Annotated in this window: 13 protein-coding genes; 5 read left to right on the top strand and 8 right to left on the bottom strand. The window is 65.4% G+C overall.

The genetic code is table 11. The features are described from left to right. Positions 1-2 precede the first annotated feature (2 nt). From ACWPWO_RS10815 to ACWPWO_RS10785, 7 genes are all read right to left on the bottom strand, one after another. Positions 3-1,298 carry a glutamate-5-semialdehyde dehydrogenase gene (locus tag ACWPWO_RS10815; RefSeq protein WP_454006615.1) on the bottom strand — a complete coding sequence of 432 codons (1,296 nt, stop codon included), beginning with the start codon at positions 1,296-1,298 and terminating at the stop codon, positions 3-5. A gap of 67 nt (positions 1,299-1,365) precedes the next feature. Further along, entirely contained in the window at positions 1,366-2,427 is a 1,062-nt protein-coding gene (gene holA / locus ACWPWO_RS10810) for a DNA polymerase III subunit delta (protein WP_454006614.1), read from the bottom strand. Positions 2,428-2,429: 2 nt separating this feature from the next. Further along, on the bottom strand, positions 2,430-3,059 hold the full coding sequence (locus ACWPWO_RS10805) for an LPS-assembly lipoprotein LptE (RefSeq protein WP_454006613.1): 630 nt from the start codon (positions 3,057-3,059) through the stop codon (positions 2,430-2,432). Positions 3,060-3,063: 4 nt separating this feature from the next. Then, a complete protein-coding gene (gene leuS, locus ACWPWO_RS10800) occupies positions 3,064-5,721 on the bottom strand; it encodes a leucine--tRNA ligase (RefSeq protein ID WP_454006612.1) in 2,658 nt (885 codons plus the stop codon). Positions 5,722-5,935: 214 nt separating this feature from the next. Next, positions 5,936-6,103: a 50S ribosomal protein L33 gene (rpmG, locus tag ACWPWO_RS10795; RefSeq protein ID WP_341669215.1), complete on the bottom strand. Its 168-nt coding sequence runs from the start codon at positions 6,101-6,103 to the stop codon at positions 5,936-5,938. Positions 6,104-6,138: 35 nt separating this feature from the next. Further along, the gene (gene rpmB / locus ACWPWO_RS10790; protein WP_454007477.1) at positions 6,139-6,375 is read right to left on the bottom strand and encodes a 50S ribosomal protein L28; all 237 of its coding nucleotides are present in this window, start codon (positions 6,373-6,375) and stop codon (positions 6,139-6,141) included. Positions 6,376-6,515: 140 nt separating this feature from the next. Next, positions 6,516-7,664, bottom strand: coding sequence for a Bcr/CflA family multidrug efflux MFS transporter (locus tag ACWPWO_RS10785; RefSeq protein ID WP_454007476.1), 1,149 nt, complete (start codon positions 7,662-7,664; stop codon positions 6,516-6,518). 345 nt (positions 7,665-8,009) lie between these two features. On the opposite strand from ACWPWO_RS10785, the gene ACWPWO_RS10780 reads away from it, so the two are divergent. From ACWPWO_RS10780 to ACWPWO_RS10760, 5 genes are all read left to right on the top strand, one after another. Beyond that, the gene (locus ACWPWO_RS10780; RefSeq protein ID WP_454007475.1) at positions 8,010-9,257 is read left to right on the top strand and encodes a class I SAM-dependent methyltransferase; all 1,248 of its coding nucleotides are present in this window, start codon (positions 8,010-8,012) and stop codon (positions 9,255-9,257) included. Continuing rightward, positions 9,193-9,510: a hypothetical protein gene (locus tag ACWPWO_RS10775; protein WP_454006611.1), complete on the top strand. Its 318-nt coding sequence runs from the start codon at positions 9,193-9,195 to the stop codon at positions 9,508-9,510. Before ACWPWO_RS10780 ends, ACWPWO_RS10775 begins: the two co-directional genes overlap by 65 nt. A gap of 290 nt (positions 9,511-9,800) precedes the next feature. After that, positions 9,801-10,853, top strand: a complete 1,053-nt coding sequence (locus tag ACWPWO_RS10770; RefSeq protein WP_454006610.1) for an ABC transporter substrate-binding protein — start codon at positions 9,801-9,803, stop codon at positions 10,851-10,853. Positions 10,854-11,013: 160 nt separating this feature from the next. Continuing rightward, positions 11,014-11,871, top strand: a complete 858-nt coding sequence (locus tag ACWPWO_RS10765) for an ABC transporter permease (protein WP_454006609.1) — start codon at positions 11,014-11,016, stop codon at positions 11,869-11,871. After that, a complete protein-coding gene (locus tag ACWPWO_RS10760; protein ID WP_454006608.1) occupies positions 11,868-13,124 on the top strand; it encodes a quaternary amine ABC transporter ATP-binding protein in 1,257 nt (418 codons plus the stop codon). Before ACWPWO_RS10765 ends, ACWPWO_RS10760 begins: the two co-directional genes overlap by 4 nt. 54 nt (positions 13,125-13,178) lie before the next feature. On the opposite strand, the gene ACWPWO_RS10755 is transcribed toward ACWPWO_RS10760, so the two are convergent. Beyond that, positions 13,179-14,594, bottom strand: coding sequence for an MATE family efflux transporter (locus ACWPWO_RS10755; protein ID WP_454006607.1), 1,416 nt, complete (start codon positions 14,592-14,594; stop codon positions 13,179-13,181). Positions 14,595-14,614: the final 20 nt, after the last annotated feature.

Genomic DNA, 14,614 nt, shown 5'->3' with positions numbered 1-14,614 from the left:
GTCTAACCGCGCAACTGGCCGTCGCCGTGCAGCACCCATTTATAGGTCGTCAGTCCTTCCAGACCGACGGGGCCGCGGGCGTGCAGGCGATTGGTGGAGATGCCGATTTCGGCGCCCAGGCCGTACTCGAAGCCGTCGGCGAAACAGGTCGGCAGGTTCACCATGACGGAGCTGGAGTCCACCTCGCGCTGGAAGCGTTCGGCGTTGCTCAGGTTCTCCGTGACGATGGATTCCGTGTGCTCGGAGCTGTAGCGGGCGATATGATCCATGGCCTGCTCCATGGAGTCGACGATGCGCACTGCCAGGATGGGCGCGGCGAATTCGGTTTCCCAGTCGGATTCGGTGGCCGGTGTCACGTTCGAGACCAGGGCGCGGGTCTGTTCGCAGCCGCGCAGCTCCACGCCCTTTTCCTGCAACTGACGGGCGGCGCCGGGCAGGAAGGCGGGGGCGATATTGCGATGCACCAGCAGGGTTTCCATGGTGCCGCAGATGCCGTAGCGGTAGGTCTTGGCATTGAACACGATGCGCGCCGCCTTCTCCAGGTCGGCGAATTCGTCCACATAGACGTGGCAGTTGCCGTCCAGGTGCTTGATCAGGGGCACGGTGGCTTCGTCGCTCAGGCGCTGGATCAGGCTCTTGCCGCCGCGCGGCACGATGACGTCCACGAAATCATTCATGGTGACCAGCAGGCCCACGGCGTCGCGGTCGGTGGTGGGCACGACCTGAACGGCTTCCTTGGGCAGTCCGGCGCGCTCCAGGCCGTCGGCGATGATGCGCGCCAGCGCCTGGTTGGAATGGAAGGCCTCGCTGCCGCCGCGCAGGATGGTGGCATTGCCCGACTTCAGGCACAGGGCGGCCGCGTCGATGGTGACGTTGGGCCGGGATTCGTAGATGATGCCGATCACGCCCAGGGGCACGCGCATCTGCGCCACGCGCATGCCGTTAGGGCGGGTGCGCGAGGCGCTGATCTGCCCGACCGGATCGTCCATGTCCGCGATCTGGCGCAGGCCCGTGGTCATGATGTGCAGGGCCTTGTCCGACAGGGCCAGGCGCTCGATCATGGCCGGCGCGATCTGACGCTCGCGCGCGGCCTGCAGGTCCAGCTCGTTGGCGGCCTGCAACTGGACCTTCTGCTCCATCAGGGCGTCGGCCATGTGGCGCAGGGCGTCGGCCTTGGCCTTGCCGCTGGCGGCGCGCATGCGGCGCGCAGCGGCCTGGGCGCGCACGCCCAGGTCGCGCATGAGGGTGGGCAGGTCGCCGGCTTGCTGGGCGGCGGAGGTATGGGTGATGTCGTTCATAGCCGTGAAACTCTCCGGTTCAAGAGAGCATTATCGCAACAAATAAAGGGTTCGGGGCGTTGGGAAGTCAGGCGCGGGCCGGTCGTGTCGCCACGGCGATACGCAAGGTCAGGCGACGCATTTCTTCCCAGGGATCGTTCTGGCGGCCGGCCGGGCGCAGGCCCTTGATGAGCCTGTCTATGTCGTGGGCGTGCAGCACGGCGGCCGGCCAGGCGGCGTCCGGGATGCGCTCCAGGGCCTGGCGCACGAGTTTTTCGCGCGGCCCGAAGATGCGGTGCTGACGGAACAGGGAAGCGATGTCCTGGCCCTGCTGGCGGGCGCGGGCCAGGCGAGCCAGCGTGCGCACTTCGTCGCCCACGGCCCACAGCACCAGAGGCAGGGCCTCGCCCTCGGCCTGCAGGCCGTCCAGCACGGTCAGGGCGCGGCGGCTCTGTCCGGCCAGCATGGCATCGCGCAGGTCGAACACGCTGTAGCGCGCGACGTTCAGCACGGCGTTTTCCAGCTCCTGCTGGCTGAGCGCGCCGGGCGGGTAGATCAGGGCGAGTTTCTGGATCTCCTGGAAGGCGGCCAGCAGATTGCCTTCGACTTTGTCGGCCATCCATTCCAGGCTTTCGCGCTCCAGGCTCTGGTCCTGGCGCTTGAGGCGCTGCGCGATCCAGCCCGGCAGGGCGGATCGGCCGACAGGCTGGATGTCCACCCAGCAGGCGGCCTGCTCCAGCGCCTGGCACCATTTGGCGCTGCGGGTGGCCTTGTCCAGGCGCGGCAGCTGGATCAGGACGGCGGTGCCGTCCATCTGGCCGTTGGCGACCAGCTGGCACAGGCGCTGCAGGGCGTCCGCGCCCGGCTTGCCCGGCTTGCCGCTGGGGATGTTCAGGTCCACCAGCTTGCGATCGCCGAACAGGGAGATGTTCTGGGCCGCGGCAAACAGCGGCGACCAGTCCGAACGGGCATCGAAGGTGAAGCTGCTGCGTTCGGTGAAGCCGTCCTGGCGCGCGCGGGCGCGCACGGCGTCGGCGGCCTCCACCAGCAGCAGGGGCTCGTCGCCGCACAACACATACAGGGGCTGGAAGGCCGTGGACGGCGTGCTCAGCTCACGCAGCAGGGTGTCGTGGTCGACTTTGCGGCCCATGGTCAGAAGCGCGCCTCGTTGCGGGGCAGGCGCTCGCTTTCCTCGAGAGAGGGCAGGTCGGGCTGGCTGGCGGCGTAGCGGAATGCGTTGGCGACATCCGGCGAGCTGAGGCGGCGCGCGATGCGGTTGATCAGCGATTGTTCCATGTCGCGGAAGATCATGGCGATTTCGCTGTCCTTGGCCTGCACGGCTTCGGCGTCGTACGGCACTTCGCGGATGGCGCTGAGCGTGGTGGGCGGCAGGATGACGCGGCCCTTGGCGTCGTTCAGTTGGAAGACGAAGTTCAGCTGCAGCTCGTATTCTTCCACCTGGCCCTTGGCGTTGATGGAGATCTCGCGCTGGCTGCGGCTGTGTTCCAGTTCCAGAAGAACGGCTTCGGCGTCCTGCTGGCGATCCACGAAACGCGTGTTGGGCGAGCTGGCCGTCAGGTTGCGGCGCAGGTTGGCGCCGAAGGCGGTGTTGTCGGAGATGTTGGTGTAGAGCGTATCGAACGGCAGCGGCGCCACCCCTTTGAGGTGAAAGCCGCAGGCCGTCAGGAACAGGCTCAGCAGGATCAGCACGCCCGCCAGCCCCCACTGCCGTGGTTGGAACGCGGACAGGCGGGCGGACAGCGGGGGACGGGCAATGTGCATGGATTTATCCTACGACGTTCACGAGTTTGCCGGGCACCACGATGATGCGCTTGGCGGGGCGACCTTCCAGGTGCTTGGCCACGGCCTCGTGGCCGGCGGCGGCCTGTTCGATGACGGCCTTGTCCGAGCCATGAGGCACCACGACCGAACCGCGCAGCTTGCCGTTGACCTGCAGCATCAGTTCGATCTCGTCGGCGATCAGCGCCTGTTCGTCCACCTGGGGCCAGGCGACGTCCAGCATGTCGCCCAGTGTATCGGCCCAGCCCAGCTCGCGCCACAGTTGCCAGGTGATGTGCGGCACCACGGGATACAGCACGCGCAGCAGGATGGAGGTGGTTTCGGCCAGGGCGCGCTGGGCGGCCGGCGTGTCGGCCCACTTGGCCTGCTCCAGGGTGTTGAGCATCTTCATGCAGGACGACACCACGGTGTTGTACTGGATGCGCTGGTAGTCGTAGTCCGCCTGCTTGAGCAGCGAGTGGATCTCCAGGCGCACGCGCTTGGATTCGGCGTCCAGGTCGGACCAGTCCCGGCCTTGCGCATTGCCGGTGCGCAGGGCGTCGGCGTGGTTGTGGCAGAAGGCCCAGAGACGGCGCAGGAAGCGGTTGGCGCCCTCCACGCCGGAATCGGACCATTCCAGGGTCTGCTCGGGCGGGCTGGCGAACATGACGAACAGGCGGGCCGTGTCGGCGCCCATCGAATCGATCAGGGACTGCGGGTCCACGCCGTTGTTCTTGGACTTGGACATGGTGCCGATGCCGCCGTACTGGATCTCCGAGCCGTCGCTCTTCAGGCGCGCGCCCACGATGGCGCCCTTGTCGTCGTAGACGTTCTCGACGTCCTCGGGCCAGAAGTATTCGATCCCGCCCTGGGGCGTGCGGCGCGAGTAGATGTGGTTGAGCACCATGCCCTGGCAGAGCAGGCGCGTGAAGGGCTCGTCCACCTTGACCAGGCCCATGTCGCGCATGACCTTGGTCCAGAAGCGGGCGTACAGCAGGTGCAGCACGGCGTGCTCGATGCCGCCGATGTACTGGTCCATGGGCATCCAGTAATCGGTGCGTTCATCGACCATGGCGTCAAGGCTGTCCGGCGCCGTGTAGCGCAGGAAATACCAGGACGAGTCCACGAAGGTGTCCATGGTGTCGGTTTCCCGGCGGGCGGGCTTGCCGCAGGCCGGCCAGTCGCCCTTCACGCCGGCTTCGTGCTTGTTCAGCGGGTTGCCGCTGCCGTCGGGGATCAGTTCTTCGGGCAGGACCACGGGCAGGTCCTTTTCGGGGACGGGGACCGGGCCGCAGTCTTCGCAATGGATGATGGGGATGGGCGTGCCCCAGTAGCGCTGGCGCGAAATGCCCCAGTCGCGCAGGCGGAAGGTGGTCTGTTTCTCGCCCAGGCCGGCGGCGGCCAGGTCGGCGGCGATGGCGTCCACGGCCTGTTCGTGGTTCAGGCCGTCGTACTTGCCCGATGCGATGGTCCGGCCCTGCTGCTTGTCGCCGTACCAGTCCTGCCATTGGGTGGCGTCGTAGTCCTTGCCTTCGACGGCAATGACCTGGCGTATGGGCAACTGGTACTTGAGGGCGAAGGCGAAGTCGCGCTCGTCGTGGGCGGGCACGCCCATTACGGCGCCGTCGCCGTAGCTCATGAGCACGTAGTTGCCCACCCAGACGGGCACGTCCGCACCGGTGATGGGATGCTTGACCGTCAGGCCGGTGGGCAGGCCTTCTTTTTCGCGCGTGGCCAGGTCCGCTTCCGTGGTGCCGCCTTTCTTGCACTCTTCGATGAAGGCGGCCAGGGCGGCGTTGTCGCGCGCCGCATGACGCGCCAGCGGGTGTTCAGGGGCCACGGCGCAGAAGGTGACGCCCATGATGGTGTCGGCGCGCGTGGTGAAGACGTACAGGCGGCCGTCCTGGATGAGTTCGCCCTGCTCGTCGCGGATCTCGTGGGGAAAGGCGAAGCGCACGCCCTGGCTCTTGCCGATCCAGTTTTCCTGCATCAGGCGTACGCGCTCGGGCCAGCCGGGCAGGCCGTTCTTGACCGTGTCCAGCAGTTCTTCGGCATAGTCGGTGATGCGCAGGTAGTAGCCGGGGATCTCGCGCTTTTCCACCAGTGCGCCCGAGCGCCAGCCGCGGCCGTCGATGACCTGTTCGTTGGCCAGCACGGTCTGGTCCACGGGGTCCCAATTGACGGTCTGGGTCTTGCGGTAGGCGATGCCCTTGTCCAGCATCTTCAGGAACAGCCACTGGTTCCACTTGTAGTAGCTGGGATCGCAGGCGCACATTTCGCGCGACCAGTCGATGGCCAGCCCCATCGCCTGCATCTGCTTCTTCATGTAGGCGATGTTGTCGTAGGTCCACTTGGCCGGCGGCACCTGGGACTTGATGGCGGCGTTTTCGGCAGGCATGCCGAAGGCGTCCCAGCCCATGGGCATCGGAACGTTGTACCCGCGCATGCGCAATTGGCGCGCCATCATGTCGTTGATGGTGTAGTTGCGCACATGGCCCATGTGCAGCTTGCCGCTGGGGTAGGGCAGCATGGAGCACGCATAGAACTTGGGCTTGAGCGAGCCGTCGGGCGTGGTGGCGTTTTCGGTGGCACGATAGGCGTCGCGATCGGACCAGTTCTGCTGCGCGAGTTGTTCAACCTCGCGGGGGTTGTAACGTTCCTGCATGAGTGGCAATACCGTTTTAGACAAAATGGATGAAGTATCCGCCATTATACGCGGCAAACATCGATATGACCCCGACTGGGAAGGCGCCAGGCCCCGACTGTGCGGTCCAGGTGCGCCAAGGCGGTTCGGGCGTCCCGGCGGCATGGGCGAAAAAAAACCCTGCCGGGCACGGTTTTTTGTCTGGAGCCGGGGTGCCTTGCGGCGGGCGGGCTGCTTAGCGCAGCTTGGTTTCCTTGTATTCGACGTGCTTGCGGGCAACGGGGTCGAATTTCTTGATCACCATTTTTTCAGGCGTGTTGCGCTTGTTCTTGGTGGTGGTGTAGAAGTGACCGGTGCCTGCGGACGATTCGAGTTTGATTTTCTCGCGTATACCTTTAGCCATGTTGAGCTCCTGGTGAGATGTTTATGAAGCGCGGCTTAGACGTTTTCGCCGCGGGAGCGCATTTCGGCCAGAACGGCGTCGATGCCGTTCTTGTCGATGGTGCGGATGGCGTTGGCGGATACGCGCAGGCGCGCCCAGCGGTTTTCGCTCTCGACCCAGAAACGACGGGACTGCAGGTTTGGCAGGAAGCGACGCTTGGTCTTATTGTTGGCGTGCGAAACATTGTTGCCCGACATTGGGCCTTTTCCGGTCACTTGGCATACGCGTGCCATGGTCATACCCCTTGATATCTAAATCGGCCTCCGCTCAAACGTAAAAAGCCGCGGGCGATTGTAAAATTAGGATCGTGTTAACCCCGACATGGGGCCTAATGCAGTTTATTCTAATATGGAAAAAACGGTTAGATCAAGTTTTACCGTGCATTTGCGCGGGCGTTGCGGCCAAACAGCCACGATAGAACCGCGCAGGCGGCCAGCACCGCGGTCAGCGGCAGGGCGCTGACGTCGGCCCACGAACTGACGGCCAGACCGGCCAGGGCGCCGCACATCATCTGCATGGCACCCATCAGCGCCGAGGCGGTGCCCAGGCGCCGCCCCTGGTCCGACAGCGCAAGCGCCGCCGAGTTCGGATTCACGAAGCCCTGGCAGGCCATGAAGCCCATCAGGGTGGCCATCAGCAGCGGCAGGGTCAGCAGGCCCAGGGCCGCCAGCACGGCGCCGGCCACCGTGATCAGCGCCTGCAGGTTCTGGGCGATGCGCAGCAGCGTCTGCGGCCTGTAGGTGTTCAGCAGGCGGGCGCTGACCTGGGAGAACACGATCAGCGAGGCCGCATTGGCTCCGAAGTAGAAACCGAAATGCCGGGGCTCCACATTGAACAACTCGATGAACACCCGGGGCGAGCCCGAAATGTAGGCGAACATGCCGGCCGAGCTCAAGCCTCCCGCCAGCGAGTAGAACATGAATTCCCGATGGCGCAGCAGGCCGGCGTAGTTGCGCGCGATGATGCCCGGCCGCAGGGGCACGGCCCGCTCGGCGGGCAGCGACTCCTTCATGGTGAACAGGGTGAACAGGCCCAGCAGCACGCCGCAGCCGGCCATGAAGTCGAAGATGCCGCGCCAGTCGCTGAAGATCAGGATCTGTCCGCCGATCAGGGGGGCCAGGATGGGCATGACGCCCATGATGAGCATCAGCAGGGACAGGGCCTTGGCGGCTTCGCGGGTCTCGAAGCGGTCGCGGATGACCGCGCGCGGGATGGCCATGCCGGCCGCCCCGCCGAAGGCCTGCACGATGCGCCAGAGCGTCAGGTGCTCGATGTCGTCGGCGATGGCGCAGAAGAACGAGGCCGTGGTGAAGATGAGCAGGCCCATCAGCAGGGGCGGCTTGCGCCCGAAGCGGTCGGCCATGGGGCCGTACACCAGCTGCGGCAGGCCCGCGCCCGGCAGGTAGCGGGCCAGCGTGCGCTCCGCCATCGCCGGCGGGGTCTGCAAGCCGTGCGCCATGGCCGGAAAGGCCGGCAGGTACATGTCGATGGCCAGGGGTCCGAGGGCGGTCAGCAGGCCCATCAGGATCAACCAGCGGGGAAAGGCGGGGGTGGAGTTGCTTGTCATCCGGCTTCTTGTTGCTGTGGGCGATGTCCATGCCGCCTGGCGGGACGCTGCACCCTGGGCGCCGCTTTCAATGATAAATTATTCGCACGGCAGAAGAGTCGAGTTTAGCACGCAGTACGGGCGGTCCGCGGAATTCTGTTTCAGGTCTAAAGTATCTGGACGGCTTCCGGCATGCGGGCCGCTCTTGCCGACCGCCACTTCGTTTCGGGCGCGGCCGGCAGGTTACGGGCGATGTGCTGAAAGAGGCGGCGCATCGCCATCTTTGTTTGTTTCACATACAGGGAGGCGGAGTTGAGTTCTATTTCATCAGCGGTAGAGGCCAAGCTGGCGCAACTGAGCGTGCCGGTGCGACTGACCTTGCCAGGCGGCGAGCAGGTGGGACCTGCGAATGCCCGCATGCACCTGACCATCAAGGACAACGCCACGCTGGCGCAGTTGGCCGCCGGGCAGTCGGGGCTGCTGGGGGAGGCCTACGTGGAAGGGCGGATGGATTTCGAGGGCTCCATGCGCGACCTGATGCATCTGGCGGCCGAGATCCTGCCCGGCTCTCCGGTGGACGCCGCGCAGGCCGGCTGGCTGACTTCCATCATCAAGCACCTGACCTCCGTCTGGCGCCATTCGCTGGAGCGCGACGCCAAGCAGATCCAGTTCCATTACGACCTGTCGGATGATTTCTACGCCCTGTGGCTGGATCCGCGCCGGGTCTATTCCTGCGCCTACTACCGCGAGCCGGGCATGACGCTGGCCCAGGCGCAGGAGGCCAAGCTGGATCACATCTGCCGCAAGCTGCGCCTGCAGCCGGGCGAGCGTTTCCTGGACGTGGGCGCCGGCTGGGGCGGCCTGCTGATGTGGGCGGCTGAAAACTATGACGTGGACGTCACCGGCATCACCCTCTCGCGCAACCAGCATGCCTACGTCAATGGCCTGATCGAGCAGAAAGGCCTGGCCGGGCGGGCGCGCATGATGCTGCTGGACTATCGCGAGCTCGATGAACTCAAGCCGTATGACAAGCTGGCCTCCGTGGGCATGTTCGAGCATGTGGGCCGGGCACAGCTCAGCGCCTACTTCGACAAGCTGCGCCGCCTGGTCAAGCCGGGCGGCCTGATCCTGAACCATGGCATCACCGCCGGCGGGCTGGACAACAGCCAGTTGGGCGCGGGCATGGGGGATTTCATCGAAAAATACATCTTCCCCGGCGGCGAGCTGACCCACATCAGCCATGTGATGCGCCACCTGGCCGAAGGCGGCCTGGAGGGGCTGGACGTGGAGAATCTGCGCCCCCACTATGCCCGCACGCTCTGGGCCTGGAGCGATGCGCTGGAAGCGCAGTTGGACAAGGCGGCCGCCACCCTGGATTCCGAGCAGGGACGCAAATCCCTGCGCGCCTACCGGATCTACCTGGCCGGCTGCGCCATGGGTTTCGAGCACGGCTGGATCGCCCTGCACCAGGTGCTGGCGCACCCCCAGGGAGGCGGGCGCGCCGATGAGCTGGACTACCCGGCGGATCTGGCTTATCCGTGGCGACGCGACTACATGTACCAGCGTTGAGGAAATCCGTCCTGTTGGGGAAAGGCAAGGCTGCGGCCTTGCCTTTTTGATGCGCGATTCCTTGGGCTTCAGTCGGAGAAAAGGCGGCGCCCAAGAAAAGTTACAAAAAAAAATTCAAAAACTCCTGAAAACCGCGTGTGGCAAAGGCTTTGTTGCGTTTTTGCAGTTGACTTATCGCATGTTTATCGGAATTAAATGCGGTAAAAAATTGTTTTTGATGGCAAAGACTCGTAGAATGGCCTCCGTTCTTTGACGCATCAACCTGGTGAGTCCGGCTTCCACAGCCTGTCGTCACCGCAGAATTCACCGTGTTCGCACGGTGTCCCCCAGCCACTTTCCGGCCAGCCGGCCGGGAAAGGTGTCGGCCAGGATGACGGATCCCGCAAGGAGTCCCGCCCTGCCGCCTCCGGTGGCTCCACGAGTGCGTTGCACTCGCTACGCAGGTATGTATTGGCGATTGTGAATCGTCTTCCGCACACCCCTTTAGCCTTGGCGCCGACTGATCATGCAGGACGCGTCCACAGTAACTCAAGGAGGAGCATCATGTCTTCATACTTCCCTCGCGCCGGTGCCGAGTCGCGCTCGCACCGATCCCCTCTTTTCCAACGTTCCCTTCTGGCCAGCGTGCTGCTGGGCCTGTCCGCCGCTTCCGGCCTGGCCCAGGCGGCGGATGCGCCGGCCTGCGAGCTGGACCGCAGCGTGCGTTTTGGCGGCATGAACTGGGAATCCAATCTGGTCCTGACCGAGGTCGAGCGCTTCATCGCCGACAAGGGTTACGGCTGCAAGACCGAGGTCGTCTCGGTCGAGACGCTTCCGGCGCTGGCCGCCCTGGAGCGCGGCGACCTGGACGTGAACAGCGAGATCTGGCTGAACAGCACCTTCGAGCCTTGGCAGAAAGCCGAGGCCAGCGGCCGCGTCAAGCGCATCGGCGACATCTACATGGGCGGCGAGGCCTGGTTCATTCCGCGCTACACGGCCGAGCGCCTGCCCGAGCTGAAGTCGGCTCAGGACCTGCCCAAGTTCAAGGACGAGTTCAAGGATCCGGAAGAGCCCGGCAAGGGCCGCTTCTATGGCTGCCCGGCCGGCTGGGGATGCGAGGTGGTGAGCGGCAACCTGTTCAACGCCCTGAAGCTGGGCGACACCTTCACCTTGTTCTCGCCGGGCACCGGCGCCACGCAGAAAGCGGCGCTGACCTCCGCCTACCAGCGCAAGGAAAACATCGTCTTCTACTACTGGTACCCCACGCCCCTGGTCGGTTCCATGGACCTGGTCAAGCTGGAGCTGCCCGCCTATGACAAGGGCAAGCACGCCTGCCTGACCGATCCGAACTGCGCGGACCCGCAAGCCACGGCCTATCCGGACAATCCGGTCTTCACGGCCGTGAACACCGACTTCTCCGAAAAAGCGCCCAAGCTGACGGCCTTCCTGGCCAAAGTCAGCGTGCCCCTGGAACTGATGAACCAGACCATGGCGCACATGGAAAAAACCGAAGGCGAGCCCGAGGACGTGGCGCAGTGGTTCCTGAAGGAGCACGGCGACGTCTGGACCCAGTGGGTGCCCGCCGACGTGGCGGAACGCGTAAAGACCGCTCTTTAGTACTCGTGCCTTTCGCGGGGCGCACCGGTCCGCGGGCAGTTCCCTTTGCCGGGAACGTCCGAGGGTCGAGCGCCCCTGGCCGGCTTGCCCCTTCGGGCGGGCCGGCGTTTTGGACAGGTTCGCGCCTGGCCGTCCGCACGAGTTCTACGGAGTGTTTTTTATGTTTCCAGACCTGATTGATCCGCGCGCCCTGCGCCTGCCCATCGACCAGTTCGTGGGCGAGCTGGTCGCCAATTATTCCAGCGTGCTGCGCGCCATGACGCAGCCCTTGCTGGACATGCTTGTCTTCATGGAAACCATGCTGCGCAGCAGCCCCTGGTGGGCGGTGGTGCTGGTGGCGTTCGGCCTGGCCTGGCTGGCCAGCCGGCGCGTGCTGTTCGCCGCCGCCATGGCCCTGATGTTGTTCGCCATCGGGCTGATAGGCCTGTGGGATGCCGCCATGCAGACGCTGGCCCTGATGGTCGTGGCCGTGTTCCTGTCGGTGCTGATCGGTATTCCCCTGGGTCTCTTGATGGCCAGCTTCAACTGGTTGCGGCGCATCATGCTGCCGGTGCTGGACGTGATGCAGACCATGCCCAGCTTCGTCTATCTGATTCCCGTGGTGATGCTGTTCAACCTGGGCAAGATCGCCGCCCTGATCGCCACCGTGATCTACGCCATCGCGCCGGTGATCCGTCTGACGGACCTGGGCATACGCCTGGTGGACAGCGAAGTGCTGGAGGCCTCGCGCTCTTTTGGCTCCAACCGCTGGCAGCAGCTCTACGGCGTGCAGCTGCCGCTGGCCATGCCCAACATCATGGCCGGCATCAACCAGACGACCATGATGGCCCTGGCCATGGTGGTGATCGCCTCCATGATCGGGGTGCGCGGGTTGGGCTATGAGGTATTGCAGGGCATCAACCGCCTGCAGGTGGGCCGCGGCCTGATGGCCGGCCTGGGCATCGTGCTGCTGGCCATCCTGTTCGACCGGATCACCCAGGAGTTCGGCCGCCGTTTCCAGACCCGGGAGGCCGCATGAGCAAGATTGAAGTCCGCAATATCTACAAGATCTTCGGCCCTCATCCGGAGCGCTGGCTGGAGCGTGCCCGCCAGGGCGTGCGCAAGGACGAGCTGCTGGCCGAAAGCGGCCACACGCTGGGCCTGCGCGACATCAGCCTGTCCATCGAGCATGGCAGCATCTATGTGATCATGGGCTTGTCCGGTTCGGGCAAATCCACGCTGATCCGCCACTTCAATCGCCTGATCGAGCCGACCGCCGGCCAGATACTGGTGGACGATGTGGACGTGATGACCCTGGACGCGCGCGCCCTGGCCAGGTTCCGCCAGCAGAAGATCAGCATGGTGTTCCAGCGTTTTGGCCTGTTTCCGCATCGCACGGTGCTGGAGAACGCCGCCTACGGCCTGCAGGTGCAGGGCGTGGCGCGGGCCCAGCGCGAGGAAAAAGCCTTGTACTGGCTGGAGCAGGTGGGGCTGCAAGGGTTCGAGAAACAGTTTCCGCACCAGTTGTCCGGCGGCATGCAGCAGCGCGTGGGTCTGGCCCGCGCGCTGGCCACCGATGCCGACATCATCCTGATGGATGAGGCTTTCTCGGCCCTGGATCCCCTGATCCGCCGCGAGATGCAGGACCAGTTGCTGGAGCTGCAGGCCCGCCTGAACAAGACCATCGTCTTCATCACCCATGATCTGGACGAGGCGCTGCGCCTGGGCAACCGGATCGCCATCCTCAAGGACGGCGAACTGATCCAGGAGGGCTCGCCCGAAGACATCCTGCTGTCGCCGGCGACCGACTACGTCCAGGCCTTCCTGCAGGACGTCAATCGCAGCAAGGTGCTCAACGCCACCCATGCGGTGCGCGAATCCAGCAAGACCCTCACGTTGACCATGCGCACGCGGGCCGCGCATGCCCTGGAGCGCATGAGCGAGCGCGGCGTGCGCTATGCGCCCGTGCTGGACGGCAAGCGGCTGGCGGGCGTGCTGATGCGCATCCGTGCCGAGGAGGCCGTGCGCGCGGGAGCGCGCGACGTCTCGGGCTATGTGGACGAGATGACGTCCGTGCCGGCGACCACCGGCCTGGACGAGGTCCTGGGACACATGCTGCGCAGCAACGAGCCCATGGCCGTCACGGGAGAGAACGACGAGTTCCTGGGACTGCTTTCACGCAGCAAGGTCGTGGATCTGGTGACGCCGCTGATGGACAATGCGGCCGCGCCGGATGCGCCTGCGCAAGAGGAGCCGCCCGTCCCTGCGGCCGGCGGAGCCAACGCAGCCTGAATGCAGGACGGCGTCAAGAAACGGGGCGGAAACGCCCCGTTTCTTGTCGTGTCTTCAGCTTGGGCGCGCGCGCCGGGCGGGATTATGGATGCGCAGGATGCGCGCATACCACAGCAGGAGCAGGAAGGCGGAGGCGCCCAGGCCCAGACTGGCCATCAGCCACAGGCTGGCGGCGCCGGTCGGCGCGCCGGGCGCCAGCCGCTGGAGGAGGCCGCCCAGGGAGCCGGCCGCGGGACCGAAGCCCAGCCACCAGCCTCCGCCCAGACCCAGTACGCTCAGGGCCAGGAACTGCAGCAGCATGGGCACGAAGGCCACTTTGTAGGCGCGCAGCAGATAGGAGATGACGCACTGGAAGGCGTCGCAGAAGTGAAAGTACGGCAGCAGCTGCAGCAGGAGCAGGGCCAGCAGAGCGACTTCCGGATCGTCGGTGTAGGCGTGCGCCAGCGTGGGACGCAGCAGCACGAGCAGGCTGACGATCACGAGCACGCCGGCCAGCACCAGGGCCAAACCGAGCATGCCGATGTGGCGGGCGCGGTGGAACTGGCCGGCGCCGATGGCCTGGGCGCTGACCGAGGCCGAGGCCACGCCCACGGCCATGGGAACCATGAAGCAGACGGCGGCCAGGTTGGCCATGATCTGGTGTGCGCCGGACACGAACACGCCTTCGCGCGCCACCAGCAGCGCCATGAAGCTGAAGGCGCAGATCTCGATCAGGTAGGAACCGCCCATGGGCAGGCCCAGGCGCAGCAGCTCTTTTTGCGAGCGCCAGTCGGGCAGGCCCAGGCGCAAGCGGAAAGGCTGGTAGAAAGGATCGGTGCGCAGCACCCACAGGCCGGCCAGCAGCATCAGCCAGGACACCAGGGCGGTGGACAGACCCGAGCCCACCGCGCCCATGGCGGGCAGGCCGGCCTTGCCGAAGATGAACAGCCAGTTGAACAGGGCCTTGAAGAGCACGCTGAGCAGATTGATCGTCATCACGACCTTGGGCCGGGAGACGGCCGTGCCCAGGCAGTAGATGGTGCGGAACACCAGCGCGGCGGGCAGGGCCAGGATCAGGCTGCGCAAGTACCAGGTGACGCGCTCGTGCACCAGCGGGTCCAGGTCGCCCGACCAGCGCAGCCAGAGATCGGGCAGGGCCAGCCCCAGCGTGCCGATCAGGGTCAGCAGCAAGGCCAGCCAGACACCCTGGCCCCACCAGCGGCCCACATCGGTCAGCTTGCGGGCCCCGAAGCTTTGCGCAGTGATGGGAATCAGGGCGTGGATCACGCCCATCAGGCCGATGAAGACGGAGATATAGATGGACACGCCCAGGCCCATGGCCTGCAGGTCGATGGCGCTGCTGTGGCCCACCATGACGGTGTCCAGCACGCCGAAGACGATGCCCGCCCAGGAGCCGACCAGCACCGGCCAGGCCTGACGCAGGATCAGGCCGGCCTGGCTTTTCCAGTTGTGATGGAACAGGGTGGGCATGGTGGAGGCTGGGGCCTGTC

Source organism: Alcaligenes sp. Marseille-Q7550 (assembly GCF_965112015.1).
Note: the sequence above shows the minus strand (reverse complement) of the source record. Positions and strands in the feature narration are given on the sequence as shown.

Bases quoted from the DNA above. Each gene is read 5' to 3' on its own strand.
- ACWPWO_RS10815 (WP_454006615.1), bottom strand. From the start codon at position 1,298: ATGAACGACATCACCCATACCTCCGCCGCCCAGCAAGCCGGCGACCTG.
- holA (WP_454006614.1), bottom strand. From the start codon at position 2,427: ATGGGCCGCAAAGTCGACCACGACACCCTGCTGCGTGAGCTGAGCACG.
- ACWPWO_RS10805 (WP_454006613.1), bottom strand. From the start codon at position 3,059: ATGCACATTGCCCGTCCCCCGCTGTCCGCCCGCCTGTCCGCGTTCCAA.
- leuS (WP_454006612.1), bottom strand. From the start codon at position 5,721: ATGCAGGAACGTTACAACCCCCGCGAGGTTGAACAACTCGCGCAGCAG.
- rpmG (WP_341669215.1), bottom strand. From the start codon at position 6,103: ATGGCTAAAGGTATACGCGAGAAAATCAAACTCGAATCGTCCGCAGGC.
- rpmB (WP_454007477.1), bottom strand. From the start codon at position 6,375: ATGGCACGCGTATGCCAAGTGACCGGAAAAGGCCCAATGTCGGGCAAC.
- ACWPWO_RS10785 (WP_454007476.1), bottom strand. From the start codon at position 7,664: ATGGGCCTGCTGACCGCCCTCGGACCCCTGGCCATCGACATGTACCTG.
- ACWPWO_RS10775 (WP_454006611.1), top strand. From the start codon at position 9,193: ATGAGCTGGACTACCCGGCGGATCTGGCTTATCCGTGGCGACGCGACT.
- ACWPWO_RS10770 (WP_454006610.1), top strand. From the start codon at position 9,801: ATGTCTTCATACTTCCCTCGCGCCGGTGCCGAGTCGCGCTCGCACCGA.
- ACWPWO_RS10765 (WP_454006609.1), top strand. From the start codon at position 11,014: ATGTTTCCAGACCTGATTGATCCGCGCGCCCTGCGCCTGCCCATCGAC.
- ACWPWO_RS10760 (WP_454006608.1), top strand. From the start codon at position 11,868: ATGAGCAAGATTGAAGTCCGCAATATCTACAAGATCTTCGGCCCTCAT.
- ACWPWO_RS10755 (WP_454006607.1), bottom strand. From the start codon at position 14,594: ATGCCCACCCTGTTCCATCACAACTGGAAAAGCCAGGCCGGCCTGATC.